Annotated in this window: 23 protein-coding genes and 3 tRNA genes; 15 read left to right on the forward strand and 11 right to left on the reverse strand. The window is 66.7% G+C overall.

The window, feature by feature from the left end; all coding sequences use genetic code 11:
* Positions 1–14: 14 nt before the first annotated feature.
* The 8 genes from ACTU6V_RS04795 to ACTU6V_RS04830 all read left to right on the forward strand — a co-directional run bounded on the left by ACTU6V_RS04795 (position 15) and on the right by ACTU6V_RS04830 (position 10,461).
* Positions 15–986 (forward strand): AAA family ATPase, encoded by a 972-nt coding sequence (locus ACTU6V_RS04795; RefSeq protein ID WP_443467754.1) that lies wholly within the window; start codon positions 15–17, stop codon positions 984–986.
* Positions 986–2,245 (forward strand): DUF58 domain-containing protein, encoded by a 1,260-nt coding sequence (locus ACTU6V_RS04800; protein WP_443467753.1) that lies wholly within the window; start codon positions 986–988, stop codon positions 2,243–2,245. The genes ACTU6V_RS04795 and ACTU6V_RS04800 overlap by 1 nt, the downstream gene beginning before the upstream one ends.
* Positions 2,242–4,638 carry a transglutaminase TgpA family protein gene (locus ACTU6V_RS04805; RefSeq protein ID WP_443475084.1) on the forward strand — a complete coding sequence of 799 codons (2,397 nt, stop codon included), beginning with the start codon at positions 2,242–2,244 and terminating at the stop codon, positions 4,636–4,638. Before ACTU6V_RS04800 ends, ACTU6V_RS04805 begins: the two co-directional genes overlap by 4 nt.
* Positions 4,635–5,942, forward strand: a complete 1,308-nt coding sequence (locus ACTU6V_RS04810) for an RDD family protein (protein WP_443475085.1) — start codon at positions 4,635–4,637, stop codon at positions 5,940–5,942. Before ACTU6V_RS04805 ends, ACTU6V_RS04810 begins: the two co-directional genes overlap by 4 nt.
* Positions 5,939–6,754, forward strand: a complete 816-nt coding sequence (locus ACTU6V_RS04815) for a PP2C family protein-serine/threonine phosphatase (protein ID WP_443467750.1) — start codon at positions 5,939–5,941, stop codon at positions 6,752–6,754. Before ACTU6V_RS04810 ends, ACTU6V_RS04815 begins: the two co-directional genes overlap by 4 nt.
* Positions 6,754–7,968 carry an FHA domain-containing protein gene (locus ACTU6V_RS04820; RefSeq protein WP_443475086.1) on the forward strand — a complete coding sequence of 405 codons (1,215 nt, stop codon included), beginning with the start codon at positions 6,754–6,756 and terminating at the stop codon, positions 7,966–7,968. The genes ACTU6V_RS04815 and ACTU6V_RS04820 overlap by 1 nt, the downstream gene beginning before the upstream one ends.
* Positions 7,965–9,584 (forward strand): serine/threonine-protein kinase, encoded by a 1,620-nt coding sequence (locus ACTU6V_RS04825; RefSeq protein WP_443475087.1) that lies wholly within the window; start codon positions 7,965–7,967, stop codon positions 9,582–9,584. Before ACTU6V_RS04820 ends, ACTU6V_RS04825 begins: the two co-directional genes overlap by 4 nt.
* 106 nt (positions 9,585–9,690) lie before the next feature.
* Positions 9,691–10,461, forward strand: coding sequence for an FHA domain-containing protein (locus ACTU6V_RS04830; protein ID WP_443467912.1), 771 nt, complete (start codon positions 9,691–9,693; stop codon positions 10,459–10,461).
* 2 nt (positions 10,462–10,463) lie between these two features.
* On the opposite strand, the gene ACTU6V_RS04835 is transcribed toward ACTU6V_RS04830, so the two are convergent.
* Both ACTU6V_RS04835 and ACTU6V_RS04840 read right to left on the reverse strand, forming a co-directional pair.
* Positions 10,464–10,910, reverse strand: coding sequence for a recombinase family protein (locus ACTU6V_RS04835; RefSeq protein ID WP_443467747.1), 447 nt, complete (start codon positions 10,908–10,910; stop codon positions 10,464–10,466).
* Between the two features lie 53 nt (positions 10,911–10,963).
* Complete coding sequence (locus tag ACTU6V_RS04840; protein ID WP_443467746.1) at positions 10,964–11,953, reverse strand: malate dehydrogenase; 990 nt, start codon at positions 11,951–11,953, stop codon at positions 10,964–10,966.
* A 47-nt stretch (positions 11,954–12,000) separates the two neighbouring features.
* Here ACTU6V_RS04840 and ypfJ point away from each other — a divergent pair, with 47 nt between their 5' ends.
* Both ypfJ and pip read left to right on the forward strand, forming a co-directional pair.
* Positions 12,001–12,870 carry a KPN_02809 family neutral zinc metallopeptidase gene (ypfJ, locus tag ACTU6V_RS04845; protein ID WP_443467745.1) on the forward strand — a complete coding sequence of 290 codons (870 nt, stop codon included), beginning with the start codon at positions 12,001–12,003 and terminating at the stop codon, positions 12,868–12,870.
* 119 nt (positions 12,871–12,989) lie between these two features.
* Positions 12,990–13,955 carry a prolyl aminopeptidase gene (pip, locus tag ACTU6V_RS04850; RefSeq protein ID WP_443467744.1) on the forward strand — a complete coding sequence of 322 codons (966 nt, stop codon included), beginning with the start codon at positions 12,990–12,992 and terminating at the stop codon, positions 13,953–13,955.
* A gap of 34 nt (positions 13,956–13,989) precedes the next feature.
* On the opposite strand, the gene ACTU6V_RS04855 is transcribed toward pip, so the two are convergent.
* The 3 genes from ACTU6V_RS04855 to ACTU6V_RS04865 all read right to left on the reverse strand — a co-directional run bounded on the left by ACTU6V_RS04855 (position 13,990) and on the right by ACTU6V_RS04865 (position 17,626).
* Complete coding sequence (locus tag ACTU6V_RS04855; RefSeq protein ID WP_443475088.1) at positions 13,990–15,759, reverse strand: aldehyde dehydrogenase family protein; 1,770 nt, start codon at positions 15,757–15,759, stop codon at positions 13,990–13,992.
* A 185-nt stretch (positions 15,760–15,944) separates the two neighbouring features.
* Complete coding sequence (locus ACTU6V_RS04860) at positions 15,945–17,336, reverse strand: MFS transporter (RefSeq protein ID WP_443475089.1); 1,392 nt, start codon at positions 17,334–17,336, stop codon at positions 15,945–15,947.
* 26 nt (positions 17,337–17,362) lie between these two features.
* Positions 17,363–17,626, reverse strand: a complete 264-nt coding sequence (locus ACTU6V_RS04865; protein WP_417509934.1) for a glutaredoxin family protein — start codon at positions 17,624–17,626, stop codon at positions 17,363–17,365.
* Between the two features lie 110 nt (positions 17,627–17,736).
* Between ACTU6V_RS04865 and ACTU6V_RS04870 the strand changes: the two genes are divergently transcribed.
* From ACTU6V_RS04870 to ACTU6V_RS04885, 4 genes are all read left to right on the forward strand, one after another.
* The gene (locus ACTU6V_RS04870; protein ID WP_443467911.1) at positions 17,737–18,906 is read left to right on the forward strand and encodes a glycosyltransferase; all 1,170 of its coding nucleotides are present in this window, start codon (positions 17,737–17,739) and stop codon (positions 18,904–18,906) included.
* Between the two features lie 195 nt (positions 18,907–19,101).
* The gene (locus ACTU6V_RS04875; RefSeq protein ID WP_443467741.1) at positions 19,102–19,368 is read left to right on the forward strand and encodes a hypothetical protein; all 267 of its coding nucleotides are present in this window, start codon (positions 19,102–19,104) and stop codon (positions 19,366–19,368) included.
* 208 nt (positions 19,369–19,576) lie between these two features.
* A complete protein-coding gene (locus ACTU6V_RS04880; RefSeq protein ID WP_443467740.1) occupies positions 19,577–20,605 on the forward strand; it encodes an acyl-CoA desaturase in 1,029 nt (342 codons plus the stop codon).
* A gap of 42 nt (positions 20,606–20,647) precedes the next feature.
* Positions 20,648–22,060 carry an amidase gene (locus ACTU6V_RS04885; RefSeq protein WP_443475090.1) on the forward strand — a complete coding sequence of 471 codons (1,413 nt, stop codon included), beginning with the start codon at positions 20,648–20,650 and terminating at the stop codon, positions 22,058–22,060.
* On the opposite strand, the gene ACTU6V_RS04890 is transcribed toward ACTU6V_RS04885, so the two are convergent.
* Genes ACTU6V_RS04890 through ACTU6V_RS04900 form a run of 3 tightly spaced genes read right to left on the reverse strand, consistent with a single transcriptional unit; the run spans position 22,050 to position 24,782 of the window.
* Positions 22,050–23,450, reverse strand: a complete 1,401-nt coding sequence (locus ACTU6V_RS04890) for a threonine/serine exporter family protein (protein WP_443475091.1) — start codon at positions 23,448–23,450, stop codon at positions 22,050–22,052. The two genes, ACTU6V_RS04885 and ACTU6V_RS04890, sit on opposite strands and share 11 nt — an antisense overlap.
* Before the next feature lie 51 nt (positions 23,451–23,501).
* Entirely contained in the window at positions 23,502–23,921 is a 420-nt protein-coding gene (locus ACTU6V_RS04895) for a DUF6630 family protein (RefSeq protein ID WP_443475092.1), read from the reverse strand.
* Positions 23,922–23,975: 54 nt separating this feature from the next.
* The gene (locus ACTU6V_RS04900) at positions 23,976–24,782 is read right to left on the reverse strand and encodes a class II glutamine amidotransferase (RefSeq protein WP_443475093.1); all 807 of its coding nucleotides are present in this window, start codon (positions 24,780–24,782) and stop codon (positions 23,976–23,978) included.
* 129 nt (positions 24,783–24,911) lie between these two features.
* Between ACTU6V_RS04900 and ACTU6V_RS04905 the strand changes: the two genes are divergently transcribed.
* Positions 24,912–26,081: a carboxylate-amine ligase gene (locus ACTU6V_RS04905; protein WP_443475094.1), complete on the forward strand. Its 1,170-nt coding sequence runs from the start codon at positions 24,912–24,914 to the stop codon at positions 26,079–26,081.
* Positions 26,082–26,555: 474 nt separating this feature from the next.
* Here the strand turns inward: ACTU6V_RS04905 and ACTU6V_RS04910 are convergent.
* The 3 genes from ACTU6V_RS04910 to ACTU6V_RS04920 all read right to left on the reverse strand — a co-directional run bounded on the left by ACTU6V_RS04910 (position 26,556) and on the right by ACTU6V_RS04920 (position 26,874).
* Positions 26,556–26,628, reverse strand: a tRNA-Phe gene (locus ACTU6V_RS04910).
* Positions 26,629–26,700: 72 nt separating this feature from the next.
* Positions 26,701–26,774, reverse strand: a tRNA-Asp gene (locus ACTU6V_RS04915).
* A gap of 27 nt (positions 26,775–26,801) precedes the next feature.
* Positions 26,802–26,874, reverse strand: a tRNA-Glu gene (locus ACTU6V_RS04920).
* Positions 26,875–26,969 lie beyond the last annotated feature (95 nt).

Below are 26,969 nucleotides of genomic sequence, written 5' to 3' on the forward strand. Positions count from 1 at the left end.
AGAAACGAAGCGAAATGACAATGACTCCTGAACAGGCGACCTGGTTCCAGGGGACCTTCACTCGGCTCGTCGAGAACATCGATAAGGCTGTGCAGGGCAAGCACGAGGTGATCAGCCTGGTGCTGGCATCCATGCTGGCCGAGGGTCACGTGCTGCTCGAAGATGCGCCGGGTACGGGTAAGACGAGCCTCGCCAAGGCGCTCGCCGCAACAGTGCAGGGTACGAGCTCGCGCATCCAGTTCACCCCCGACCTGCTGCCGTCCGACGTCACCGGTGTGACGATCTACGACCAGAAGGACCACCGGTTCGAGTTTCACAAGGGCCCGATCTTCGCGTCGATCGTGTTGGCCGACGAGATCAACCGCGCGTCTCCCAAGACGCAGTCGGCACTTCTCGAGGTCATGGAGGAGTCCAAGGTCACCGTCGACGGTGTCACGCATGAGGCGGGTCGCCCGTTCCTTGTGATCGCGACGCAGAACCCGGTGGAGCAGGCGGGAACGTACAAGCTTCCCGAGGCCCAGCTCGACCGCTTCCTGATCAAGACTTCGATCGGCTATCCCGACCTCGCGGTCACCGAGAGCATTCTTGCCGGAGCATCCGACCGCAACCCCTCCGCGAAACTGTCTGCGATCATCACGACCGGTGCCGTTGCCGACATGGCAGACCTCGGCGCCAGCGTGCACGTCGAACCGGCCGTGCTGCGCTACGTGGCCGAGCTCGCCGAGGCGACGCGCAACGACGCCGGAGTGCGTCTGGGCGTTTCGGTGCGCGGCGCGATCGCCATGGTGCGTCTCGCCAAGGTGTGGGCCGCAGCCCGCGGGCGCCACTATGTGCTCCCCGACGACATCAAGACGCTCATCGCTCCGGCCTGGCAGCACCGCCTCATGCTCGACGCAGAGGCCGAGTTCGCCGGTACGACTGCCGATGTCGTGATCGCCCGCGTGCTCGAGCGCATCGCGGCGCCGCAGGCCCGTACGGCGGCGTGATGACGTCGCAGACGCTGCCCGTCGCATCCGACAACGCTCGCGACGCCGGATGGCGTGACGTCGCGGCGCTGCTCGGCGCGCGTGCGGGTGAGCGTCTGCGCAAGATCGTGTCCGTCATTCGCCCGCTCGCGTGGGTGCTCATGGCGTTCGCCGTCGTGTTCTGGATCGTCGGCGCCTCGCTGGGGTGGAAGGAGCTGACCGTCACAGCGGCGATCGTCACGATCACCCTGATGCTGTGTGCGCTGTTCCTCATCGGTCGCACCGAATACGACGTCGATCTCGATCTCGCTCGCACGCGCGTCATCGTCGGTGAACGCGCGGTCGGTGCGCTCACGCTGTCGAACCCGAGCACCAGGGCGATCCTGCCATCGCGCATCGTGCTGCCGGTCGGCGGCGGTCGCGGTGAGTTCGGCATCCAGCGTCTCGCCCCCGGCGAGAAGGCCGAAGAGCTGTTCGCGATTCCCACGCAGCGACGAGGCGTCGTCAAGGTCGGGCCGGTCAGCGTCGTCCGTGGCGACCCGCTCGGGTTGTTCGAGCGCGCACATCGGCGCGATGACCCCGTCGATCTCTTCGTGCACCCGCAGACGGTGCTCTTCGACGGGCAGTCCCTCGGCTTCCTTCGTGACCTCGAGGGTCTCCCCGCGACGGATCTCTCTCGTGACGACGTGTCGTTCCACGCCCTCAACGAGTACCAGCCGGGGGACGACCTGCGGCACGTGCACTGGCGCTCCACCGCTCGGACCGGCGTGATGATGGTGCGTCAGTACGAAGAGACGCGCCGCTCGCATTTCGTCATCGCGCTCTCCCGCTCCAGCGGAGACTACGCAAGCGTGGCCGACTTCGAACTCGGGATCTCGATCGCCGGCTCCATCGGTCTGCGCGCGCTGCGTGACTCGCAGCGCGTCGATGTGCGCGTACAGGGGGGAGAGCTGCGCGCCGGCACGGGCAAGCAGCTGCTCGACTCGCTCTCCGCCGTCGAGAACAGCAAGCCGCGAGACGGCGGCATCTCAGAGCTCAGCGGTGTGATCGCCGCCACCATGCCCTTGGCCAGCGTCGTCGTCCTCGTCTGCGGCTCGAAGGTCGCGAATGACGATCTGCGCGTGGCCTGCGCGCGGCTCCCGTTCGGCGCGAAGGTCATCGTCGTCATCGCCGACACCACGGTGGAGACTCCCGCCCTGCGGCGCATCACCGACGCCGATGTCGTCAGCGTCGGTGCGCTGGCGCAGATTCCGCTTGCACTGCAGAAGGTCCTCGCATGACATCCGACGCATCCACTGAGGTGCCCGTCATCCCCGTGCGCCGCTGGGCATTCGACATCGTCATGGTGCTCGTGCTGATCGGCGCGTCGATCGCGGGATTCTGGCCGAGCTTCGCCGGTCCCAGCTACCTGACAGCCGCGGTGGGGGGTGTCGTGCTCGGGGCCGGGATCGCTGCGGTGTCGGCATGGCGCCGATGGGGAATCCTCGTCGTCGCCGGACTCACGATCGTCGCCTACTTCCTCTTCGGCGGCGCGTTGGCGCTGCCGAAAACGACGATCGCCGGGTTCGTCCCGACCCTCGACACTCTGCGAGAGCTTGCGGTCGGCACTGTCACCTCGTGGAAGCAGCTGCTCACGACCGTCGCACCGGTCTCGGGTGCCGACGGGCACTTCATCGTGCCGTTCCTTCTGACGCTGGTGACCTCGGTGCTCACAGCATCCCTCGCCCTGCGTCTGACGCAGCCGGCCTGGGCGCTGATTCCTGCCGGGGTGCTGCTGGGCCTCGTGATCGCCTTCGGAACCCCGCAGCCCGCTGTGCCCGTCATTCAGGGGGCGATCTTCGCGATCGCGAGCGTCGCCTGGCTCGCCGTTCGTCAGATCTGGGCGCCACAGAGCGCCGCAGTCTCGGTGGAGGCCGGTGACTCCGCGCGCGCCAATCACATGCGTATGCGCCGCCTCATCGCAGGCACCGTCGTGCTCGTCGTCGCTGTGGGCGCCGGTATCGCGACGAGCGCATTCACTGCGCCGACGGAGGCGCGGCATGTGCTGCGCGACACGATCATCCCGCCCTTCAACGTGCGCGACTACCCGAGCGCACTGCAGTCGTTCCGCGGCCACGTGCGCGATGACGCGGAGAACACGCTGTTCACGGTGCGCGGTCTGCCCAAGGGCGCTCGCGTCCGGCTCGCGACCATGGACGAGTTCGACGGCCAGGTCATCAACGTCGTCGACGGCGGGCCGGGAACGTCGAGTGCGTTCTCGCCGATCCGATCCAATATGTCGCCCGATGCCGAGGGCATTCCTGTCACCCTCCAAGTCGACATCGACACGTACTCCGACGTGTGGGTTCCGCAGGCGGGTCTCGCCTCCGAGATTCGATTCGAGGGCGAGGATGCTGACGCGTTCCGCCGCAGCACCTACTACAGCAGCGGCGCTGAGACCGCCGTCACCACGAGCGGCCTCCACAAGGGAGACAGCTACACCGTGCAGACGGTGATCCCCGCCACGGTGACCGATGAGCAGATCGGCGATGCCGAATTCGGCAAGGTGCGTCCGGCGAAGAACGAGAACGTGCCGGAAGAGCTCACCACTCTCGCCGCCGACGTCGTCACTGAGGCGAAGACGCCGGTCGAGCAGGCGAGGGCGCTTTCGACCTTCCTCTCCGAGGACGGTTTCTTCAGTCACGGGCTCGAGGGGGAGGTCCTCTCGCGGGCCGGTCACACCTCTGAGCGCATCTCGACGCTCATTGGTGGAGACCAGATGATCGGCGACGACGAGCAGTACGCGGTCGCGATGACTCTGCTCGCGGGAGAGCTGGGCATGCCCGCACGAGTGGTCATGGGCTTCTACCCCGACGAGAAGGATGCCGGAGCGGCCGACTTCGCGGCCAACGGCGAGAACATCCACGCGTGGGTCGAGGTCAACTTCGACGGGTTCGGGTGGGTGCCCTTCGACCCGACGCCGCCTGAGGACCAGGTGCCCAACGACCAGAACACGAAGCCGCGCGCTGATCCCAAGCCGCAGGTGCTGCAGCCGCCGCCCCCGCCGCAGGAGCCGGTCGATCTTCCCCCGACGCTGCCGGACGACCGCGAGTCCGAGGACGAGTCGCTGAACATCCTCGGTGTCATCGGAGCGATCCTCCTCATCGGCGGCATCTCGCTGGCGGTGCTCTTGCTGCTGGCTTCTCCGTTCATCATCATCGGAGCTTGGAAGGCCTCACGGCGCCGGGCACGTCGCTCGGCAGAGCGGACGGCTGACCGGATCGCCGGTGGATGGGATGAGCTCACCGACCGCGCTGTGGACTACGGCGCGCGGGTCATCCCCGGTGCCACCAGAGGCGAAGAAGCGGTCCTTCTCGCCGACTCGATGGCAGTTCCCGCGGTCACCGCTCTTGCTGACCGTGCCGACGCCGAGGTCTTCGGACCGAACGACCCGAGCGCTGAGGATGTGGACGCATTCTGGAAGGAAGTCGACGGCATCGTCGTCGGCCTCGGCAGTGAGGCGGGCTTCTGGAAGCGGATCAAGGCCAGGCTGAGTCTGCGGTCGCTGCTGGGCGGGTCGGCATTGCAGACCGGCTTCCAGGGGCTGAAAACGGCTGCGACCGCGCGCATCCGTCGAGAACCTGGCACCATCGAGAACAGCCCGACTGACGCACCCGAGAGCGAGACACCATGACGCAACTGTCGTTCGGCACCGTTGCCCCGACATCCCGACGTGCCGTGGCCTACATCATCGACGCCCTGATCGCTGCAGCCATCGGCATCGTCCTGATGATCGTCCTCGTGGTGATCGGCTTCGCGGCGGGTCCAGATGGCCTGCTGGCCGTCGTCAGCCTCGGTGCGCCAGTGGTGTGGCTGCTGATGCTCGGCTGGTTCGTCGTCTACACCTGGATGCAGGGCGGCAAGGGTTCCATCGGCATGCGCGCGCAGGGACTGCGCCTTGCCCGCGAGGCGGACGGTGCTCCCCTCGGCTTCGGGAAGTCGCTGCTGCGCAACATCATCTTCGGTCTTTCAGCCAGCATCGTCGTCGGCTACTTCACCCCGCTGTTCGACGGCACGGGCCGTTTCCAGGGCTGGCACGACAAAGTCGCGCATTCCCTGATGCTGGATGCTCGTGGCGGCGCAGCCGCGGCGTCGTCCGCGCCGGCGACTCAGGCGATGCCCGTCCCGCCGCGCCCAGCTCTGCCGGACGGCGCCCCGCCGGTCCCGGACGGGCGACCAGCACAGTTCGCCCCTGGCTTCGCTGGCACGCTGGCAACGCCGCAGAGCGCGCCGCAGTTCGCGGCGCCCGCCCAGAGCACCCAGGCTCCGACGTTCCCACCGGCTCCGTACTCGAATCCCGCGGCCCCAACGGAACAGGCCCCAGCGCTTGACGAGACCGTGCGCTCGGTAGATGCGCTGCGGCAGCAGCCCGCCGCTTCGCAGACGTCGGCGTTCCCGCCCGCAGCGGCGGCCCCGCCCGCGCCGATCGCGCACCCCGCCGCACCCGCACCGAGTGAAGAGTCGCTCATCGCGTTCGTGCCTGGCATCACGCAGGACGGACCGCCCGCGCGCAGCACACCGGCGCCTCCGGCACCGGCTCCTGCCGAGCCGGCCGCTGCTGAACCCGTCACGCAGTCCTCTGACGACATCGAGGACACGCGTATCAGCATCCCGGGCCATCGACTCGTGTTCACCTGGGATGACGGCACCAGGGTCACCGTGTCGCAGCGCACGGTGTTCGGTCGCAACCCCGCCCCAGAAGTCGGCGTAGCGACGGTCTCCGTACGCGACGAGACGCTGTCGCTGTCGAAGACGCACTTCGAAGCGGCCGCAGAGGCATCCGGCGGATGGGTCATGGACCGGCACTCGACCAACGGCACGGCGATCGTGCGCGATGGTCACCGCATCGTCTGTCCTCCGGGGGAGCAGGTGCGCGTGCGCCTGGGAGATGCGATCGAGATCGGCGACCGCATCGTCACCATCGGAGGATACGCATGACGGCGCCGTTGATCGTCTCGGCCGGCTCATCGACTCATGCGGGTCTGCGCCGCGCGCTGAATGAGGATTCGATGCTCGCCAGTGCACCGGTCTTCATCGTCGCCGACGGGATGGGCGGCCACGAGGCGGGCGAGCGGGCAAGCGCCGCAGTCGTCGCCGAGTTCTCGCCCTACATCGGCCGACAGAGCCTCGAACTCGACGACGTGCTCGATGCGCTCAGCCGCGCTCGCGAGTCGGTCGAAGCGCTCTCGGTATCGGCGAACGGACGGGCAGGGACGACGCTCAGCGGTGCCGTGCTCGCAGACGTCGACGGCATGGGCTACTGGCTGACCTTCAACATCGGCGACTCCCGCACCTACCGGCTCTCCGAAGGGGAACTGGAGCAGATCAGCGTCGATCACTCGGTCGTGCAGGAACTCATCGAGTCCGGCGAGCTCACCGCTCTCGAAGCGGCGACTGACCATCGACGCAACATCATCACCAGGGCCATCGGCGCAGGCAGCACAGGCGACGCCGACTTCTGGATGTTCCCCGCCGAACTCGGCGACCGCATTCTGATCTGCTCTGACGGGCTCTCTTCAGAGGTTGCAGATGCGCAGATCGGTGCGATCCTGAGGATGGAGTCCGATCCGCAGACCGCGGCATCCGTGCTCGTGGGTGAAGCAGTGAACGCTGGCGGACGAGACAACATCACCGTCGTCGTGGTCGATGCAGTGTCGGTGGCATCCCGCCCCGGCGTGCTCATGCGGGCAGATGAGGATATCGACCAGGACACCCGGCCGCGCGCGGCCGCCGTAGGAGGGATGAGCTGATGCAGACGACCTACCGACCCGGAGACTGGTACATGCTGGTGACCCCCCGCGCATTGATCGCGGTGGCACCGGATGCTCCGGAAGAACTCGTCTCACGCCTCTGGGAGCGTGAGAGCGCAGCGGGTGATCTTGGCAGCGTGATCGACCTGCTCACAGACCAGGCCGCCGGCTCTTTCGCGGCGATGCTCCCGTTCGCCGCGGTCGTGCTCGATGGCGAGAACGCCCGGATCGCGGTGCGCGGAGATGCGACCGTCCAAGTGACGGGACCCGAGGGGCAGGATGCCTTCACCGGAGCGAACGTCACGACGTGGAGCGAACGCTTCGTCGCGAATGCGAGCCGTATCGCCATCGCCATCGGCGACGCTGAGGATGGTTTCTCGCTCCCGATCGCGGGCGGCGTCGTGCGGGCAGCCCGCGTCAGCGCGGACGTCGAGCCCGGTGATGTCGAACCAGCGGATGCCGCCGATGGCGTGGATGTCGTGGTGGACGCGCCGGCTGTCCAGGCGGAGCCCACGCCCGAGCCGGAGCCCACGCCCGAGCCGGAGCCCACGCCGGAGCCCACGCCGGAGCCGGAGCCCACGCCGGAGCCGGAGCCCGAACCCGTCGACGATGCTGTTGAAGGCATCACGCTGTTGCCCACAGACGTGACGTACTCTTCGGACACCGACGAGTTCGACCAGCTGTTCGGTGCGACGGTCGTCGCGCCTGGCGCCCCGCCCGCACCGCCTGCGCCTCCGGCACCGATCGCTGCGGTCGAAGGTGACCACGACGGCGCGACGATCTCGGTCGCCGAAGCGCGTGCTCTGCGGCAGAACATCCCCACCGCGGCTCCGGATGCCCCGACCGCGGTTCTTCCCGTGGTCTCAGGCAACACCACCGGACGAGTGCGCGTATCCACGGGGCAGATGGTCACGCTCGACCGCACCGTGATCATCGGCCGCCGGCCCCGCTCGACGCGCGCGTCCGGAGCGGATCTGCCGCACCTGATCGCCGTCGAAAGCCCCCAGCACGACATCTCGCGCAGCCACCTCGAGATCCGTCCGGAGGGCGACACTGTTGTCGTCGTCGACCTGCGCACCACGAACGGATCGACGTTGTTGCGTCCGGGATCGGATCCGCTGCGTCTGCACCCGGGAGAGCCCACCCTCGTGCTCTCCGGCGACGTGGTCGACCTCGGCGACGGGGTGACGGTCACGTTCGAGGACCTGCCGTGAGCAGACCTCCGTCCGCGCCACCGGAGCTTCCCGGCTTCACCTATCTGCAGGCGCTGGGGACGGGCGGTTTCGCCGACGTCTTCCTCTACGAACAGCAGATGCCCAAGCGCCGCGTCGCGGTCAAGGTGCTGCTCGCTGACCGCATCTCCAGCGGTGCCGCGAAGGAGTTCGCCGATGAGGCGAATGTGATGGCGATGCTCTCGACGCATCCCGCGATCGTCACGATCTATCAGGCGGGGGTTGCCGGCGACGGCCGTCCCTACCTGGTGATGGAGTACTGCCCGAGGCCGAACCTGCAGACACGCGCCCGCAAGGAGCCGTTCTCGGTCGCAGAGGCTCTGCGCGTCGGCATCCAGGTTGCAGGCGCCGTTGAGACCGCACATCGCGCAGGCGTGCTGCATCGCGACATCAAGCCGGCCAACATTCTCGTCACGGAATACAACAGGCCGGCCCTCACTGACTTCGGTATCGCCTCGACGACGGGATCGGTGGGCGAGGCGACCGGAATGTCGATTCCATGGTCACCGCCGGAGTTCTTCGCCGAGAACCCGCAGAGCGGTGCGCGCTCTGACGTGTTCGCACTCGGCGCGACCCTGTACACGCTCCTTGCGGGGCGGTCGCCGTTCGAGCGGCCAGGAGAGCGCAACACGAGCGTCGATCTGATCGAGCGCATCGAGCGGATGCCGCTGCCTGCGCTGTCGAGGCCCGACTCTCCTGGCAGCCTGCAGCAGGTGCTCGAGCGCGCGATGGCCAAGAACCCGGACGCGCGCTACCCCAGCGCGGTTGCGTTCGCGCGGGCGCTGCAGAAGGTGCAGATCGAGCTCTCCCACTCGGTCACGTCGATCGATATCGTCGACGATCACCCCATGCCGGAGGACTTCAACGACGATGGCGAAGGCCTGACTCGCGTCCGCGACATCGTCAACATCGAACCGGATGCCGGAAGCACCCGCCCCTCCGCGACGACGCGCCAGTTCGGCAAGCCGATGCCTGAGCCGGTTGCTGATCCTGGACCGCGCTTCGCGCCGGCTGTCGCGGATCAGGCATCTGACGACACGGTGATGCGGGTGGCTCCGGCTGCCGCTGCGCCGTCTGCTGACGACGACGAGCGCACTGTCCGCGGTCCGCGCACCGTTTCGCCGAACGCTCCGCTGACTCCCGCTCCCGCTGCGCCTGCCAGCGCGCCGGCTCAGGAGTCTCCGCGCAAGCCGCGTGTCGGTATCTGGATCACAATCGCCGCGGCCGCTGTGGTTCTCGTCGGCGGTGTGATCGTCGGGGTGAACCTGATGAACACCGGCGAGGAACCAGCGCCGGTCGCCACGCAGGATGAAGTGATCCCACAGGACCCGGTGTCGGACGCTGTTCCCATTGTCGGAGATCTCACCGGTGTCAGGAACGGCGCGGCCGTCACTTTCAGCTGGACGAACCCGTCGCCGGAAGACGGTGACATGTACCTGTGGCACACGGTAGATCTTGCCGGGGCGGGAAAGACCGAGACGACCGAGGACACCTCTGTGACGGTCGAAAGCGGTGCCGCCGGACAGGTCTGCATCGACGTCATGCTTCGCCGCGGTGACGGCCGTGCGTCGGAGCCGGCACGGGGCTGCGCGGAGTGACATCCCTGCGTCCGATGACGTTCTGAGGGCCTCAGAAAGCCGCAGATCACACGCTGAACGCTCCCACGTGGCAGGATATTCGCCAGGGGGTCGATACGTGACTGAGGTGAATCCTGCTGAGCTCGTTCAGAACGCGGAATCGGACGGGGCGAGTGCTGTAGCGCCGCTTCGCCTGGAGTTCGCCGGTGAATGGCATGACCTATCCCCGGGGAAGCCGTTCATCATCGGCCGCGAGGGCGATCTCGAGGTCGATGACAATCCCTACCTGCACCGGCACTTCCTTGAGCTGCAGCATCGCGACGGACTCTGGTGGCTGGCCAACGTGGGGGTGCGTCTCGCTGCCACGATCTCGAGCGCCGGAGGCGCGGTGCAATCCTGGCTGTCGCCAGGTGCGCGGATGCCGCTCGTCTTCGAGCGCAACGTCATCGTCTTCACTGCGGGACCGGTCACGTACGAGGTGAATCTGCTCACGGATGAGGCTCCCTACGAGGTCTCTCGCGCTGTCGATGCCGCAATGAGCGGTGAGACGACGGTTATGCCGGTCAGCTTCACCACCTTGCAGAAGCAGCTCATCGTCGCGCTCGCCGAGCCGATGCTGCGCCGCGAGGGTGTGAGTATGAATGAGCTTCCGTCATCCAGTGCCGCGGCCGAACGCCTCGGATGGACCATGAGCAAGTTCAACCGCAAGCTCGACAACGTCTGCGACAAGCTCGACCGCATGGGTGTGCAGGGGCTGCGCGGCGGTCCGGGAAAGCTCGCCACGAACCGTCGAGCCCGACTAGTGGAGTATGCGGTCACCTCGCAGGTCGTCACCCGCGCGGATCTGTCGCTCATCGACGACGAAGCGCTGCGGAACCAGAGCGACTCCGACGATTGAGGTCAGCGCGCGGCGTCGGTGAGATGCCGCGCGTGGTGTCCGAGCACCTTCACCATGATCCCGCGGCTGCGCAGGGCGCTCGCCGTGCGCGTCTCTTCGTCGCGGTCACGGCCGAGTGCATGCACGTTGGCGACGACGAGCACGTCGCCGCGCTGGAGAGTATCGAGAAGACGAGTGACGCGATCCTCCCAGCTCTCGAGGATGTCGGGAGCCGGATGCCGGAACCCCGAGATCGGCACGCCGAACCGGGTGAGGTCCTCTCGCTGCTGGGTGACCGACGGCATTCCCTCGCGAGAGACGACCAGCCCGACCAGTCGTGCGTCCGCTGGACGCGCCGACCACCAGTCGTGATCGTCGTCGGCAAGGCACTTCGGGCACTCGGCCGCAGCATGCGGCAGATGCAGTGGGCTCGTGAGAGCAGCATCCGCGGTGTTATTCATGTCACTCATCTGAGACCTCCCGCATCCATTCTGCCCTGTCGCGGCTGAACCTACCCAGCGAATCAGAGCGCGCCGAGCGCGCGCACCGCGTCGCGCTCGGAGACGAGCTCCGCCACCGTTACGTCGATGCGCTCTCGCGCCCACTCATTCAGCTCGAGTTCTTCGACAATCTGCCACCGGCCATCGACCGATCTGACCGGGAAGGACGACACGAGACCTGCCGGAACCCCGTACTCGCCGCGTGAGACGACGCCAGCGCTGGTCCAGTCGTCCGTTCCCTGGACCCAGTCGCGGGTGTGTTCGATCGCCGCGTTCGCGGCGGATGCCACCGATGACGATCCTCGCACCTCGATGATCTCGGCTCCGCGCTTCGCCACCCGAGGAATGAAGGTGTCTTCGAGCCAGCCCTGCACATCATCCACGCGCCCCGCGAGAGCGTCGCGCAGCGGCCGTCCATCAATGGTCGCGTGGGTGATGTCGGGGAACTGCGTCGCGGAATGGTTCCCCCAGATCGACACCCGACGGATGCTCGAGACCGGGGCATCCAGCGCGGCAGCGAGCTGCGCTCTGGCGCGGTTCTCGTCGAGGCGCGTGAGCGCGGTGAAGCGGTCAGCCGGCACGCCATCAGCGGTTGCCGCGGCGATCAGAGCGTTCGTGTTGGCGGGGTTGCCGACGACGGTGACGCGCACATCCGCGGCGGCACGGTCCGCGATCGCCGCGCCCTGGGGTCCGAAGATTCCCGCATTGGCTGCGAGCAGATCGCCACGCTCCATGCCAGGTCCACGCGGGCGGGCGCCCACGAGCAGGGCGATGTTGGATCCGTCGAACCCGGTCTTGGCATCGTCGGTGACCTCCACGCTCTCCAGCAGGTCGAATGCGCCGTCGTGCAGTTCGAGCGCTGCGCCTTCTGCGGCTCGCATCCCCTGCGGAATCTCGAGGAGCCGCAACCGCACCTTCTCGTCCGGGCCGAGCATGTCGCCGGCCGCGATGCGGAACAGAAGTGCGTATCCGATTTGTCCGCCAGCACCTGTGATCGTGATCGTCGTCGCCATGGGATGAGCCTACGTGCGCGCGACGTGCAGCGGGGTAATCTCAACTCATGACGTTCAATCCGGATGCTGACATCTCGGGTCACCGCACGCGACGGCCAGGGCGAACAGCCGCAATCGCCGGCGGCGGCGTCGGTCTGCTCGCCATCATCGCGCTGATCGCAGGTCCCCTGCTCGGCATCGATCTGTCGGGCCTGGTCGGCATGGGGCAGCAGCAGAGCGGCAGTTCCGACTCCGGCAGCTCCGTGCTGGCCTGCGAGACCGGTGAAGACGCCAACACCCAGGACGATTGCCGAATGGCTGGTGCCCAGGTGTTGCTCGACGAATACTGGGGTCAGCACGTCGAGGGGTATACGCCGCCGCAATTGTACGTCTTCCAGGGGCAGACGTCTACGCAGTGCGGCACAGCATCCAACTCGGTTGGCCCGTTCTACTGCCCGCCGGAGCAGGGCGTCTACATCGATCCCGCGTTCTTCCAGATCATGCGTCAGCAGTTCGATGCATCCGCCGGTGAGCTCGCGCAGCTCTACATCGTCGGGCACGAGTGGGGCCACCACATCCAGAACATCACCGGCACGATGGACGCATATCCCCACAACGGAACGGGCCCCGACAGCAACAGCGTGCGCACCGAACTACAGGCGGACTGCTACGCGGGCGCATGGCTCGCGTCGGCCGCGGACGAGACGGATGAGAACGGCGTCCACTACCTCGAGAAGCCGACGGACGCGCAGATCACCGATGCGCTGAACGCGGCATTCGCCGTCGGTGACGATCACATCCAGGAGCAGTCCGGATTCAGCAACCCGGAATCCTGGACGCATGGATCCAGCGAGCAGCGTCAGTTCTGGTTCGCGAACGGTTATCAGAACGGTCTTGGCAGCTGCGACACCTTCGCGGTCGCAGGCGACCAGCTCTGACTCGATCAGGACGAGCTGATCGCGGTCGGTGCGCCGTGGTTCCGCGGGAGAACATGGGTCGCGCGATACGGTGAGAAAGTTGCCGATGGCGACCGATATCGATTCACCGGGGGAAGACCATGAACACGGATGCCCTGTATCCGCCGATCGAACCGTATGAGAGCGGCATGCTGCTCGTCGGAGACGGACACCGCATCGCCTGGGAGGTCAGCGGCAACCCGGAGGGCAAGCCCGTCGTCTTCCTGCACGGCGGACCTGGCGGAGGAACAGCTCCGTGGCACCGGCAGTTCTTCGATCCCGAGAAGTACCGGATCGTGCTGTTCGACCAGCGCGGGTGCGGACGGAGCACGCCGCACGCGAGCGCCCCTGATGCCGATCTGCGGTTCAACACCTCGGCCCATCTGGTCGCCGATATAGAGCTGCTGCGCAAGAACCTCGGCATCGAGAAGTGGCAGGTGTTCGGGGGATCGTGGGGGAGTGCGCTGGCCCTCGCGTACGCGCAGGCGCACCCCGAGGCAGTCACCGAGCTCATTCTGCGCGGCATCTTCACCCTGCGCCGGGTAGAGATCGAATGGTTCTACGAGGGCGGGGCAGCGGCGCTGTTCCCCGATCTGTGGGAGGGATTCATCGCGCAGATCCCTGTGCTCGAGCGCAACCGAATGATCGAGGCGTATCACCGACGCCTGTTCGATCCCGACCCCCAGGTGCACATTCCGGCCGCGCGGGCCTGGTCGAAGTGGGAGGGGTCGACGATCTCGCTGAAGCCGGATGCCGACACCGTCGAGAGAATGACGGAGGATGCCACGGCAGTGGCGTTCGCGCGGATCGAGAACCACTTCTTCATCAACCGCGGCTGGTGGACGGAGGGTCAGCTCATCGCCGGGGTGGACGCGATCCGGCACATCCCCGCGGTGATCGTTCAAGGGCGCTACGACGTCTGCACTCCGATGATGACCGCGTGGGACCTGCACCGGGCATGGCCGGAGGCGGAGTTCGTCGTGATCGACGACGCGGGCCACTCGGCGTCCGAGCCCGGCATCCAGCAGGCGCTCCGGGACGCCGCCGACCTCTTCTCCGACGACTGATCCCCACACCCACTCCAGACAGCGCTGCTCCAGCTCAGGCGCGCAGCGCCTGCAGCAGCGTCTTCGCGAGTCCGAGGACGCCACCGTTCGCGCGGAAGCGCGTGAGCCCTTCGCTCACCACAGCGCCGGTGCGTGCGGTGACGAACCACGGCGGCTTCGGCAAGATCGTGAAACGGCCCCCGCCGTTCGCGACCGGAAGCGACCGGGGGAACGGGCGGAACGGACCACGAAGCACCGAGCGCTCGACCCGGTCGAGCAGCAGCGCGTTGTGGACGACGCCGAGGCCGCTGCCGACGTCCTGCAGCGTGTTCCCCGGGAATGCGCCCCAGGTGAGCGTCGGGGTGATGAAGCCGAAAGCCGTCCAGGCGTTGATGGCGATCGAGCCGTAACGGAGCTCGGTGATGGACCGCTCGAACCCGGTGCCGAGTGAGCGCTGCGTCGCCGGATCTATCAGCAGGTTCGCACCGAGAGTTCCCTGCAGCTTGTCATTGGCGTGCGCGACCGCGGCATCCAAAAACTCCTGTCCCTGACCCGGCAGCGAGACGACTCCGAGCACTGGCGCGAAGTACTCGGTGTTCTCGAGTGCTGTGGCATCGTCATCTGCGCCGATTTCCACGAGGAGTCGGTCGCCGAGCACGAGGGCATCCGGATAGTCATCGTTCGCCTGCTGCATCCGGCTCGTCGAACCCGGATACCAGATCGGGCGCTCTGGAGCCTTGGCGTACGCGCGGCGCAGCGCGGCGCGGAACGCATCCGCCTGTGCCCAATCGGAGGACATGATCACGATCTGCCCCGCGATGCAGTTGTGTCCGCAGTTCTGCAGACGCATCGTCGCGATGTGCTCGGCATGGAAGCGCAGGTCAGCTTGGGTCCATTCGCCCGGCACGACGATGATCGGTGAGACGCCGCCGAGCTCAGCGGTGATCGGCTTCTTCAGAAGCGGACGGTCCTCGCGCCGCCGGCGTGCGGTCGCTGCCGCATCTCGTGGGCCCCAGGTGATCGCGTCGAACGTCGCCGCGGACCCCGTGATGTGCACGTGACCCAGCCGCTTATGCCCGGTGAGGTACGCGCCGACGTCGCCGCCGCCGCGGACGATTCGCAGGAACCCTGGCTCGATCAGCGCCGCGAAGGCATGCTCGAACACCGGCACGAGTGCGTCTTGAGTGGGGTTGACCTTGAGCAGTGCCGTGCGGTTGTGGGCGAGGAGCTCGTAGAGAACATCCAGCACGGGGATCGAGGTGACGTTGCCGGCTCCGAGCACGAGACCCGCACCCCCGGATTCCTGCGGGCTGCGCTGGGCGAGACCGGCAGCAGCGCGCGCTGTGCGAGGAGTCGTGCCCGGCTCGAGCCAGACCTCGCCGGTGAAGCCGGAGAGCAGAATCTTGTCGAGCCCGGTGAGTGGGAAGGCATGCACCCGCGCCCGCCCGCCGGGGGCGCGATCGATGCGGATGCCTTCGAGCGGGTTGCGTCCATCCGCTAACCGCGAGAGCGTCTCGGCGTACGCATCGAGCGCACCGAGCACACTGTAGGGGCCGGAGAGCCATTCTTCACCGCGCAGCGGGTGGCTGCCGCTGAGTCCCTTGGAAGCGGCCGCCGTGTGCGCCCACTCTTCCGCGGATGCCGCGACTGCGGTGCGCACGGCTCGAAGCAGTGTCGCACGCTGGCCGACACTCAGCGCTGACCACGTGCGGGCCCCTGCCTCGAGGTCGTCGATCGCGGCATCCAATCGTGCGCGTTCGTCCTCGTCGATCCCACGAGTGGCGGGAACGGACGTGACATCGGTCGAAGTGGTTGCTGACGACATCGGCATCTCCTTCGTGCATGAAGCACAATTTCGGGTGTATCCAGCTTATGCGGGCACGTGCTCTCGGTCACCAGCCATTGGCGCTGGGTTGCCCTGCGTCGTGCTGTCGTTCGCTGCTTCGCGCTGTCTATCGCTGTTCGCGCGGTGGAAACTTCGGCCACGTGGACAGGGAACAGCCGCGCGAGTCAGGGAAGAGCCGCGTGAGGCGCCTCGATGTCGCTCCGACGCAGGCGGTAGCGCGAGAGCGGAATGAGGCTGAGCGCCATGAGCGCGGCGGGCAGGATGCTGAAGCTGACCACGATGCCCATCACCGCGGCATCCGGTTGCGTGGTCTGGGCCCCGGCGACGCTCGAGATGTAGCCGGTTGCAGCCAGCATGAGCGAGACAGCCGTCGCGCCGAGCGCGAAGCCGATGGTCTCGCCAGCGGTCCAGATTCCGGTGAAGGTTCCCGCCTGCCCCGGACCGCTCGTGCGCTCATCGTGCGAGATGACGTCGGGGAGCATCGCCATCGGCAGCGACTGGAGTCCCGCGTACGCAACGCCCGCCACAGCGACCGAGGCGTAGAGCCAGGCGCCAGGAGTCCAGATGGCGATGACGATGGACAAGGAGGCGAGCAGGAACAGGATGCTGGCGGCGAAGAACGCCCGTTCCTTGCCGATGCGGTTCGCCACCGCGGTCCATCCCGGGGTCGCGATCAGTGCTGGCCCCACGAGGGCGATGAACAGGATCTCGACCGCCGCCTCATCACCGAGCACCCATCGGGCGACATACTGCGCTCCGGCGAGCATCGTGCCGGTCGCGAGGGCCTGCAGCAGGAAGGTGCTGAGGAGCGCACGGAAAGGGATGCTGCGCCGCAGCGCGCGGAAACCGGAGAGGTACTCCTCCCGGAGGTTCACACGCGCGGGCGCGGGTGCGGATGCTGGTGAGACTGCGGCGGCATCCCGTGCGGCGCGGGTCGCGATGAGCATCCCGATGCCGAGAACGACACCGGCGACGATGCCCATCAGCAGGTACCCGGTCACAGGGTCGCCGGTGGCGCGACGGAGCATCGGCCCGCCCGCGCCGAACAGCAGAATCGCTGCGGTGAGGACGACCACGCGCCAGCCCAGCAGGCGCGTGCGCTCGTCGTAGGACTTCGTGAGCTCGGCAGGGAGGGCGACATACGGCACCTGGAACAGGCTGAACGCCGTCGCCGTGCCCAGGAACGCGAGCAGCACGCAGGCCGCGCTCGCCGCAGGCCCCCACGATGGCGGCACCGCGAACGTCAGTGCGAAGAACATCGGCAGCATCAGCGCGCCGGTCAGCATGAACCCGCGGCGTGAACCGGTGCGGGCCAGCTGACGGTCCGATGCCGCACCGATGAGCGGATCGATGATGACGTCCCAGATCTTCGCCGCAGTGACGATGAGGCCGGCGGCGAGGGCTGCGACACCGAGGTTGTCGGTGAGGAAGTAGGTCAGGACGAGCCCTGGCAGGGTCGCGTAGCCGCCTGTGCCGAGCGATCCGATCGCGTACGTGACGATCGTGCGTGCGGGCAGGCGAGAGGGTGCTCGTTCGGGTCGAGCCTCGTTGCTCATCGCGCCAGTGTATCGGCGCGAGCGCGTCAGATCAGCGAGAGCTCGCGGAGCTTGGCTGCGACGTCGTCGTTGGACGGCTCGACGTGGTGCGAAGCATCCGGGTACACGACGACGGGGATGTTCATGCGTCCGGAGATGTCCTTGGCGACGTCTGCTGCGGCAGGGTCCGCCTCGAGGTCGATGTAGGTGTACTCGACACCGAGCTCGTCGAGTTGCTTCTTGGTGCGACGGCAGTCGCCGCACCACTCGGCGCCGAACATGGTGATGGTGTCTGGGCTGATCGAAGTCATATCTCCAGGATATTCGTCCACACCTGAACGAGCCCCGTTCCTGCGCGCAGCGCGCGCGTGGGACGATGGATGCCGTCATATCAGCGAGCACGAAGGGGCAAGGCGTGGACATCGACATCACCGTCATCGTCCCCACGTTCAACGAACGCGACAACGTCGCCGAGCTCGTCGAGCGGACTACGGCTGCGCTGGCCGGTCGCAATGGCGAGATTCTCTTCGTTGACGACAGCACGGACGACACTGCGTCAGAGATCGAACGGGTCGCACATGATGCGTCGATTCCGGTGCGCGTCATCCACCGGGCGGCGAACACGGGTGGCCTCGGTGGTGCGGTCGTCGTCGGTCTTCGCGAAGCATCCGGTGACATCTGCATCGTGATGGACGGCGATCTGCAGCATCCGCCCGAGCTCATCTCGACACTGCTCGCCCGGTTCGAGAAGGGCGACGCGGACGTCGTCGCGGCATCGCGGTACGTCGGCGGCGGCGACTCGGCGGGCCTCGGCACCGCGCTGCGACTCGGCGTCTCTCGGGCCTCGACGTGGCTCACCAAGGCGATGTTCCCACGGCGGCTGGCGGACAGCACAGACCCGATGACGGGCTTCTTCCTCGTCGACCGGACTCGGATCGATCTGCAGGTTCTGCGCCCGCATGGATTCAAGATCCTGCTGGAGATCCTCGCCCGCAGCGATGTGCGCGTTGCTGAGGTGCCGATGGAGTTCTCCGCGCGGCACAGCGGCACCTCGAAGGCATCCTTTCGCCAGGGCGCGACGTTCATCGCCCATCTGACCAGGCTGCGCTTCGGCAAGATGTCGCTGTTCGCGCTCATTGGAGCAATCGGCGCGGTCGCGAACCTCGGCATCATGTGGCTGCTGACAACCGCCGGCATGCCCTATGTATGGGCGGCGATCATCGGCGCAGAGGTCACGATCGTCGGCAACTTCCTGCTGCAGGAGCGGTTCGTCTTCGGCGACATGCGGCGGGATGCTCGCGGCGTCTGGGCGCGGTTCGGAGCATCCTTCACGTTCAACAACATCGAGGCGGCGCTGCGCATCCCGATCATGGTGCTCATGGTCGAGACCTGGCACATCTCGAGTGTGCTCGCGACCGCCATCTCGCTCGTTGCGGCGTTCTTCGCGCGTTTCCTGTTCCACGCGCTGTTCGTCTACGCGCCGCGTCGCGAGCGCGCGCGGGGGGCGGATGCCGCGGTGAAGACCGATACGGCCGCCACGCGGATCATGTCGGCGATCGACGCCGAGGCGATGCGGCCAGGCGAATTGTGACGTTATCCGGGCTTCCCAGGTCGTGATCGGTTAGACTGGTTCTGCAACACCGAGTTTTCGCCGCAATTCGGCGCTCGTGCTGCCACTGATCAGGGCCGTAAAGGACCGCTCGCACCGACGCGCGCGGCATCCGCTCTCGATCACAATAATTTCGGGTGCGCCTGCGCGCGCCTGTCCACAGCAATGAGTATCACCATGAGTAACACCACCACCCATCCGCCCGAACCCCTGTTCTGGAAGCAGGCCGACGAGGACGTGTACGTCGCAACGCGCGACGGCGAATTCGCCGGCTTCGTCGAGAACGACGGCTCCGCGCACGTCGTGCACGACAGCCGGGGCGCCGACCTCGGATCCTTCGAGACGCTCGAAGACGCACGGCGCGCGCTTGAGGGCGCTGCCAAGCTTCGCGGGCGTTCGGTCCGGCAGACTCTGCGGCGCCATCTGAGCAAGGCGCGCTCCTGAGAGTCGGCCAGGAGGATCCAACGTATGCGCAGTGACGTATACGGGCAGGGTTAGCCTGGCACCAGCGATCGGCAACTGCCCTTGGCTTTCACAGCTCAAGGGCTCCGATCGGCAGGAGAAGATCATTTCCACTTCCACCGTCACCGAATCGACCAGCACTCTCGGACGGGTACGCCAGACGTACTCCGGGAACGCGGACTTCCCTCCAATGGCCAAGGCGTACCGGAGCGTCTCAGAGGTAGTGAAGGAGATGGGTCTTCTGCAGAGGACTCCGCGTTTCTACAGTTTCGTCGCCGCGGGCATCGCGCTCGCACTCGGTGGCGCGGTCACCGGATTCATTCTGCTCGGAGACAGCTGGTTCCAGCTCCTCATCGCCGCGGCCCTCGGCATCATCTTCACGCAGATCGGGTTCCTCGGCCATGAGGCCGCGCACCGTCAGATCCTGTCTTCGGGACCGGCGAACTTTCGGCTTGCCCGGATCCTGATCGGCTCCATCGGAATGAGCTATTCCTGGTGGGACAACAAGCACACCAAGCATCACGGGAACCCGAACCAGGTCGGCAAAGACCCGGACATCGCGGTCGATACCATCTCATTCGTTGAAGAGGACGCCGCGAAGTCGCGCGGCCTCATCCGTCTGATCACCCGCAAGCAGGGGTGGCTGTTCTTCCCACTGCTCACGCTGCTAGGGCTGAACCTTCACCTCCAGGGACTCAAGTACCTCGTCACGAAGAAGGGCGTCAAGGGTCGCTGGCTCGAGCTGGCACTCATCGTGGGGCGTCTTGCGCTCGTGCTGGTGCCGGTCTTCCTGCTGCTGCCGTTGGGCATGGCGTTTGCGTTCGCCGGTGTGCAGTTCGCGGTCTTCGGCGTGTACATGGGCATCGCGTTCGCTCCGAACCACAAGGGCATGCCGATCATCGAGCCGGGTGCTCGTCTGGACTTCTTCACCAAGCAGGTCCGCACGTCGCGCAACGTCTCTGGCGGCTGGTGGGTCACGTGGCTGCTGGGCGGGCTCAACTACCAGGTCGAGCACCACCTGTTTCCCAGCATGTCGCGTCTGCACCTGGCCAAGGCCCGTGGCATCGTGCGCGACTACTGCAAATCGAACGACGTGCCGTACACCGAGACGACTCTGATCCGCTCGTACGTGATCGTCGTGCAGTACCTGAACCGCGTGGGCCTCGCAGCGAGTGACCCGTTCGACTGCCCGGCAGTGACGCAGTTCCAGCGGGCGTAGTCCGTGCCGCTGGAGTCATGCAGTGGGCCATAGGCTCGAAGCATGGCCGAGCTGCACGAACTGACCGCGATCGAGCAGCTGGCGGCGCTCCGCACTCGAGAGATCAGCCCGTTCGAGCTGACCCAGCACTATCTCGATCGCATCGCACGGTTCGATGACGGACTCGGCGCCTTTGTCGAGGTGACAGCGCATGCCGCACTCGAGCGCGCCGCCGCGCTCGGCGACACAGAACCGACAGGAGCCCTGTGGGGCTTGCCGTTCGGCGACAAGGACCTTGTTCCGCGCGCCGGTGTTCCGACGCGATTCGGCTCGCGCCTGCATCGTGACTACATTCCGGATGCCACAGGAGATCAGGCCGCGGTGCTCGACGAGGCCGGCGGCATCAGCCTCGGCAAGACCAATACGCCGGAGTTCGGGCTCACCGGTTATACCGAGACGCAGATCGCCCCGCCTGCGCGTGACCCGTGGAATTCCGCCAACGGTGCAGGAGGCTCGAGCGGAGGCGCGGCGACCGCAGTCGCTGCGGGCCTGCTCCCGCTGGCTCCCGCATCCGACGGCGGAGGGTCGATCCGCATTCCTGCGGCGACCGTCGGCGTGGTCGGCATCAAGCCATCGCGCGGACGAGTGCCGTTCGCATCCGGCCTGGACAGCCCCGGGGGCCTGCCGGTCGCCGGACCCATCGCCGGCACCGTTGCCGATGCCGCGCTGCTGCTCGATGTGCAGGTCGCCGGCCGTCCCCACCCGTATGCGACGGCCGCGCCCGGTTCTGGCTCTTTCCTCGCCGCGGCCAGAGCGCTCGGAGTATCTGCTCGCGTCGGCGTGACGACCGTCTCGCCGTGGGATGACGCTGATGACATTCGGCTCGACCCTGATGCGGCGCGTGCGGTGACGCTCGCCGCCGCCCTGCTCTCGGATGCGGGCGGCAACGTCGACGCGTTCGATTGGCGCCCGCACGGGTACGCCGAGATGTTCACGACGATCTGGCGCACGAGCGCCGCGCGCATGACGCTCTCGGATGCTGAGCTCGAACTCGTCGAGCCGATCACCGCCTGGCTGGTGCGCGAGGGGCGCAAGCTCACCGGCGCGCAGGTGCTGGAAGCGCTCGCTGCGGCGACGGTCTTCGAGCGCCAGACGATCACGGCTTTCGCGCCCTTCGATGCGGTGCTCACCCCCGCGCTCGCGCTGCCGCCGCAGCCGGTCGGGTGGTTCGACGCATCCGATGCCGCGCACAATTTCTCACAGCAGGTGCGCTACGCGCCGTACTCGAGCTTCGTCAATGTGGCAGGGCTCCCGGCGATCGTCGTGCCCGTGACGCGTGATGCCTCGGGGCACCCGGTGAGTGTGCAGTTGATCGGACGCCCCGGCGGCGAGGCCGCGATCATCGCACTGGCCGCGACGTTGGAGCGTCGCGTGGGCGTGCTACCGCACCCGCCGGTAAGGGAGCTCAGCGCCTGAGGCGAGCGCGCGACTTCGAGACACTGGCGAGCGTGGCTCGCAGCGGCGTTCCGAGATACAGGCCGAGGGATGCGCCGGCGGCGAGTCCGATTCCGATCGATGCGGCGAGCACGAGGGGGCCGACGCCATCCAGCATCCCTTCGGCGGTTCCATCGGAGTCGACGAGCCCGAGAAGGCCTCGGAAGACGGCGGTTCCGGGGACGAGCGGCACGATCGCCGCTGTCGTCACGGCGACCGATGGCACGTGCACTCCGCGGGCGGTGAGGATGCCGATGAAGCTGGCCAGCAGCGCGCCGATGGCGCTCGCGCCGGCAGGCTGCACGCCGAGGGAGAGGGTGGCGCTGTAGCCGAGGATCGCGATGGTGCTGAGGAAGGCGCTGACGAGGATGATGCGCAGCCCCGCGCCATTGAACAGCGCGACCGCGACCGCGATGATGACCGCGCCGCCGATCTGCGCGACCAACGACCCGAAGGGGATCGCATCGGTCGGCAGCGGGATGCTGACGCCGAAGAATCGGGCCCCCTCGAGGCCGATCAGGATGCCGAGAACCACCCCGAGGGTCTGCATCGTCAGATCCAGGATCCGCCCGCCCGCCGTGAGGGCGAATCCGTCGATCGCGTCCTGTGCGGCGCCGACGACGGTGAGTCCGGAGAGCATGAGCACGATTCCCGAGGCGACGATGATCGATGGCTGCACATCGACGAAGGGGGCGACCTCGGCATGGCCCAGAGCCGCGACCACGGCCGTGACTGCGGTGATGACGAATCCGCCGGCGATCTGGCTGAAGAACAGCGGAACCTGGAGGCGGGCCAGACCCGCTTGAGTGAATGCTGCGGCGAGGGCGGCGAGGAAGCTCAGCCCGATGATGATCGGAGAGGCGCCGTAGAGGATCGCGACGCCGACGGCGAGCAGGGCGCGGGCGAAGAGGACGACGATGGGGCGGTAGAGGAAGGGCGTCCGACGGATGATGCGGAACGCGAGGCGCGCCTCATCGAGGTCCATCCCGTCAGTGATGTCGACGAGGAGCGCCTGCAGGCGCTGGAGCTTCGCATGGTCGGGGGAGGCGGCGCGTACGACCCGGATCAGCGTCGTCGGCCAGTCGTCCTCGCCGCGGTGGTATGAGACGCTGACCGCGCTGAATGTGACATCGACGTGCACCCCGGTGAGTCCGTAGACGCGGGCGACGCGGATGATCGCGAATGTCACGTCGTGCGCCGATGCCCCGACCGCGAACATCGATTCGCCGATCCGCATCGCGAGATCGAGGATCTTCACGACGATGGTGTCGGTCAAGACCGCATACGCTTCGGTCAGAGCGACCTTGTCGGGGTCGGTGCGGATGACTCGGCCCACCGAGTTCAGGATGCGGAAGCGTCGTTCAGTGGCCATGTGTCCATTGTCTCGAGTCGCGGCGGGCAGGAGGAGATCCGGTCGCGGACGTCAGCCGTACAATTTCTCGATCAGCGCGTTGATCTCATCGAGATCTGCGGTCGGTACGGCGACGAGGGGATGGGCGTCTTCGTCATCGGGGTCTGCGAGGTAGAGGAGAGTGAGCCCATGCGCGGCGAGAAGCTCGTTCGCGCTCGTGATCGCACGGTCGAGCTCGTTGATGTCGCCCACCTCGTCAAGCTCGATGCCGGTGCGGATGATGCGGGGGAGAGCGGGCAGCGCATCAGCGAGTTCGGCGCCGGTGTCGCTCTTGTCGAGATACGCGAGTGCGCCTGAATCGTCGAGGCCCTCGATCAGAGCATCCCAGGGGGATTCGCCCGCTTCGACGGAATCGAGAGTGGCAGGAGTGAGTTCAGGGTCGTCGTCGAGCAGCCTGCAGAGACGAGTCCAGTCGTCGAACGTGTTGGTCATGGTCGCTAGGGGATCACATGTGGAGGGCGCGCACAAGCCGCGGGGTCTCGCGCGCTATGCGAGAGGGACCGGATGCAGTCGCGTCACGTCGCGTGTCGCAAGATCGATGACGACGGCGGCGTCTTCGGGAACGCGGGTCCATCCTTCCGCGTCGACGCCGCTGGAGATGACATGCACGGCCTCGTCGGTGATGCGGTAGTCCATGGCGTAATACTCGGTTGCGTGGCTGGCCGGCATCGCCTCCACCGATTCGAAGAGCTCGCGCAGGGCTTCGACGGGCGAATCCACTCGACTGTTGATGTGGATGGCGAAGAGCTTCGCCGGGGTCAGAAGAAGAGCATTGAGGCTCGAGTTCGGAAACTCCCGTACGAGAATCTCGAGCGCACGAGTGACGCCTGCCACCTCGTCTCCGTCGGCCTCCCCGATGCACTGCATGATCAGGCGGAAGTAGCGCTCGCTGTCCGTATCGCCGAGGAGCTTCGTTCGGGAGTCGGCGCTGAGCTGTGCTTCGAGGTGGTCGATCGGTGCGATATGACCGTTGTGCGCGAAGGCGTATCCGTCATCGGTGAAGGGATGGGTGTTCGCAGGCGACACGGGAAGACCGCCGGTCGCCCAGCGCAGGTGCACGAGTCCGCAGCATCCGAGGGCCTGATTCGCGAGCGCGTCGTACTGGGGATCGATCGACGCGTTACGCACCGACGAGATCGCTTCCGTCTCGTCGCCGAGCGAGCGGTGCCATGCCATTCCCCAGCCGTCGCTGTGTACTTCGGTGAGTGCCGTGAAGGTATCGAAGTCGTCGCGTCCGAGAACGTCGACGACGGGGGTCGGTCGGTCAGTGACGTAGCCAAGCAAGCGGCACACAGTGGGTTCTCCCTTCCGGTCATGGTCGAGCCTTCTCCTTTCTGCGCGTGCTGGCAACCTCCTTATGCTGTCGTGCGTCCTGCGCGCAATCCCCTTCTGCACCTCGTGGTCGGCTGGCACACTGAGGCCATGCGTACCGTCGGTGTGGAAGAAGAACTGTTGCTCGTCGATGCCGCAAGCGGACGGCCGCGGTCCGTCGCCGCGCGCACCCTGCGGTACGCGGCTGAGGCCGCGAAGCCTGCTGAGGATGCCAGAGCTGCGGATGCCGCGTCCATTGAGGCATCCGGCGAATTCACCCCCGATGAGGTGCCGGGAGGGTCGATCGAGCACGAACTCCAGCAGCAGCAGATCGAGACCGACACGGTTCCGCACACGGATATGGCCGCCCTCGGTGCTGGTGTGCGCGCATGGCGCGACCAGGCGATCACCGCGGCGCGACGTGCGGGGGCGCGGGTGATCGCGTCTGGGACTTCGCCGCTGCCGGTCGGAGCGGCGATCGTCGGCAAGCCGCGATACCTGCAGATGGTCGAGCACTTCGGGCTGACGACGACCGAGCAGCTCACCGGAGCGTGCCACGTGCACGTGTCTGTGGAATCCGACGATGAGGGCGTCGGTGTACTCGATCGCATTCGAGGTTGGCTACCAGCGCTGTTGGCGTTGAGTGCGAACTCCCCGTTCTGGCAGGGCGAAGACACGAAGTACGCGAGTTTTCGCTCGCAGGCGATCATGCGCTGGCCCACGGCTGGGCCCACCGAGCGGTTCGACACGGCCGAAAATTACCACTCGCTCGTCTCGGCGATGATCGCTTCCGGGGCGATCTTCGACAAAGGAATGATCTACTTCGACGCACGCCTGTCACACCACTACCCGACTGTGGAGATCCGTGTCGCCGACGTCTGCGCGGACGCCGCCGACACCGTGCTGATTGCCGCGCTGTGCCGTGGCCTCGTGGACACCGCCGCCGCTGAATGGCGGGCGGGGGAGGAGCCCCTGCCCCTTTCGGTCGCCATGCTTCGGGTGATGAGCTGGCAGGCAGGAAGATTCGGTATCGAGGGTGATCTGATCGACCCGCGAACGCTCGCGGCGCGTCCGGTGCGTGAGATCGTCGCCGACCTCGTCGACCACGTCCGACCAGCCCTACGCGAGAACGGCGACGAAGAACTCGTCGAACAGCAGATCACGCAGATCTTCGAGCGCGGGAACGGCGCCCTGCGCCAGCGGGCTGTCCTCGAGAAGACCGGGCAGCTCAGCGACGTCGTCGCAGACCTCGCCACGGCCACCGCCGGGCTCGAGGGGTGAGCTACTCCGCGTCCTCCGTGCTCGGTCGCGCCACCGCATCAGCAATGCGTGCCCAGATTCGCTATCCCAGTTCTCGGTCGCATGGATCGAGAGCTGCCCACGAAACGTGACGAGGGTCGGTGACGAAAGGGGGCACACGAGCTTTCGCCGCAGCCGGGGCATCAACGATCGGCGAGCTCGGGCCGGAGAATCTTCGCACTGCAACGAATCCACAGACGACCCTCACCGAGGTCATTGATGCTGCCTGACCCGCTCCAGAGGATCCCCGCCGTCGAGCTGTATCCGTACGCGAGGTATGCCCAAACACTGCGAGTGCGAGACGTGCTGAGCGATGGAGTGTGAGTCGAGCGAAGGTTTGTTGAAGGCGTCAGGACTCCCTCGCTCAATGACCGGCGAGCGTGCCAGGGAGAAATCTCAACCTGACCGGGACTTAACTGAAAAGTCCCCCACGAGTAGAAGCCTCGTGAGGGACAGTGGCTCCGACGGGCGTCGATCCCGTGACCTCACGATTTTCAGTCGTGCGCTCTACCAACTGAGCTACAGAGCCATGCGGCACATCATAAATCTGCCGCATCCTAGACGAAAGGCCCTTTTCGAAAAAAGGGCCCGTCGCTTAGAGCGACCCTGACGGGACTTGAACCCGCGACCTCCGCCGTGACAGGGCGGCACGCTAACCAACTGCGCTACAGGGCCATACTTTTTAAATTGTATCGGATGGAGTGACCCCAACGGGATTCGAACCCGTGCTACCGCCGTGAAAGGGCGGCGTCCTAGGCCGCTAAACGATGGGGCCGAAAGTCTGTCCCGGGGGACTTCCTTGCCGACGCTCAAGCATAAAGGATGTTTCGCCGAAAACGCCAATCGAGGGCGAGTCTGCGGAACGCCCGG

Source organism: Microbacterium zouquanmingi (assembly GCF_052266675.1).
In the GTDB taxonomy this organism is placed as follows: Bacteria; Actinomycetota; Actinomycetes; order Actinomycetales; family Microbacteriaceae; genus Microbacterium.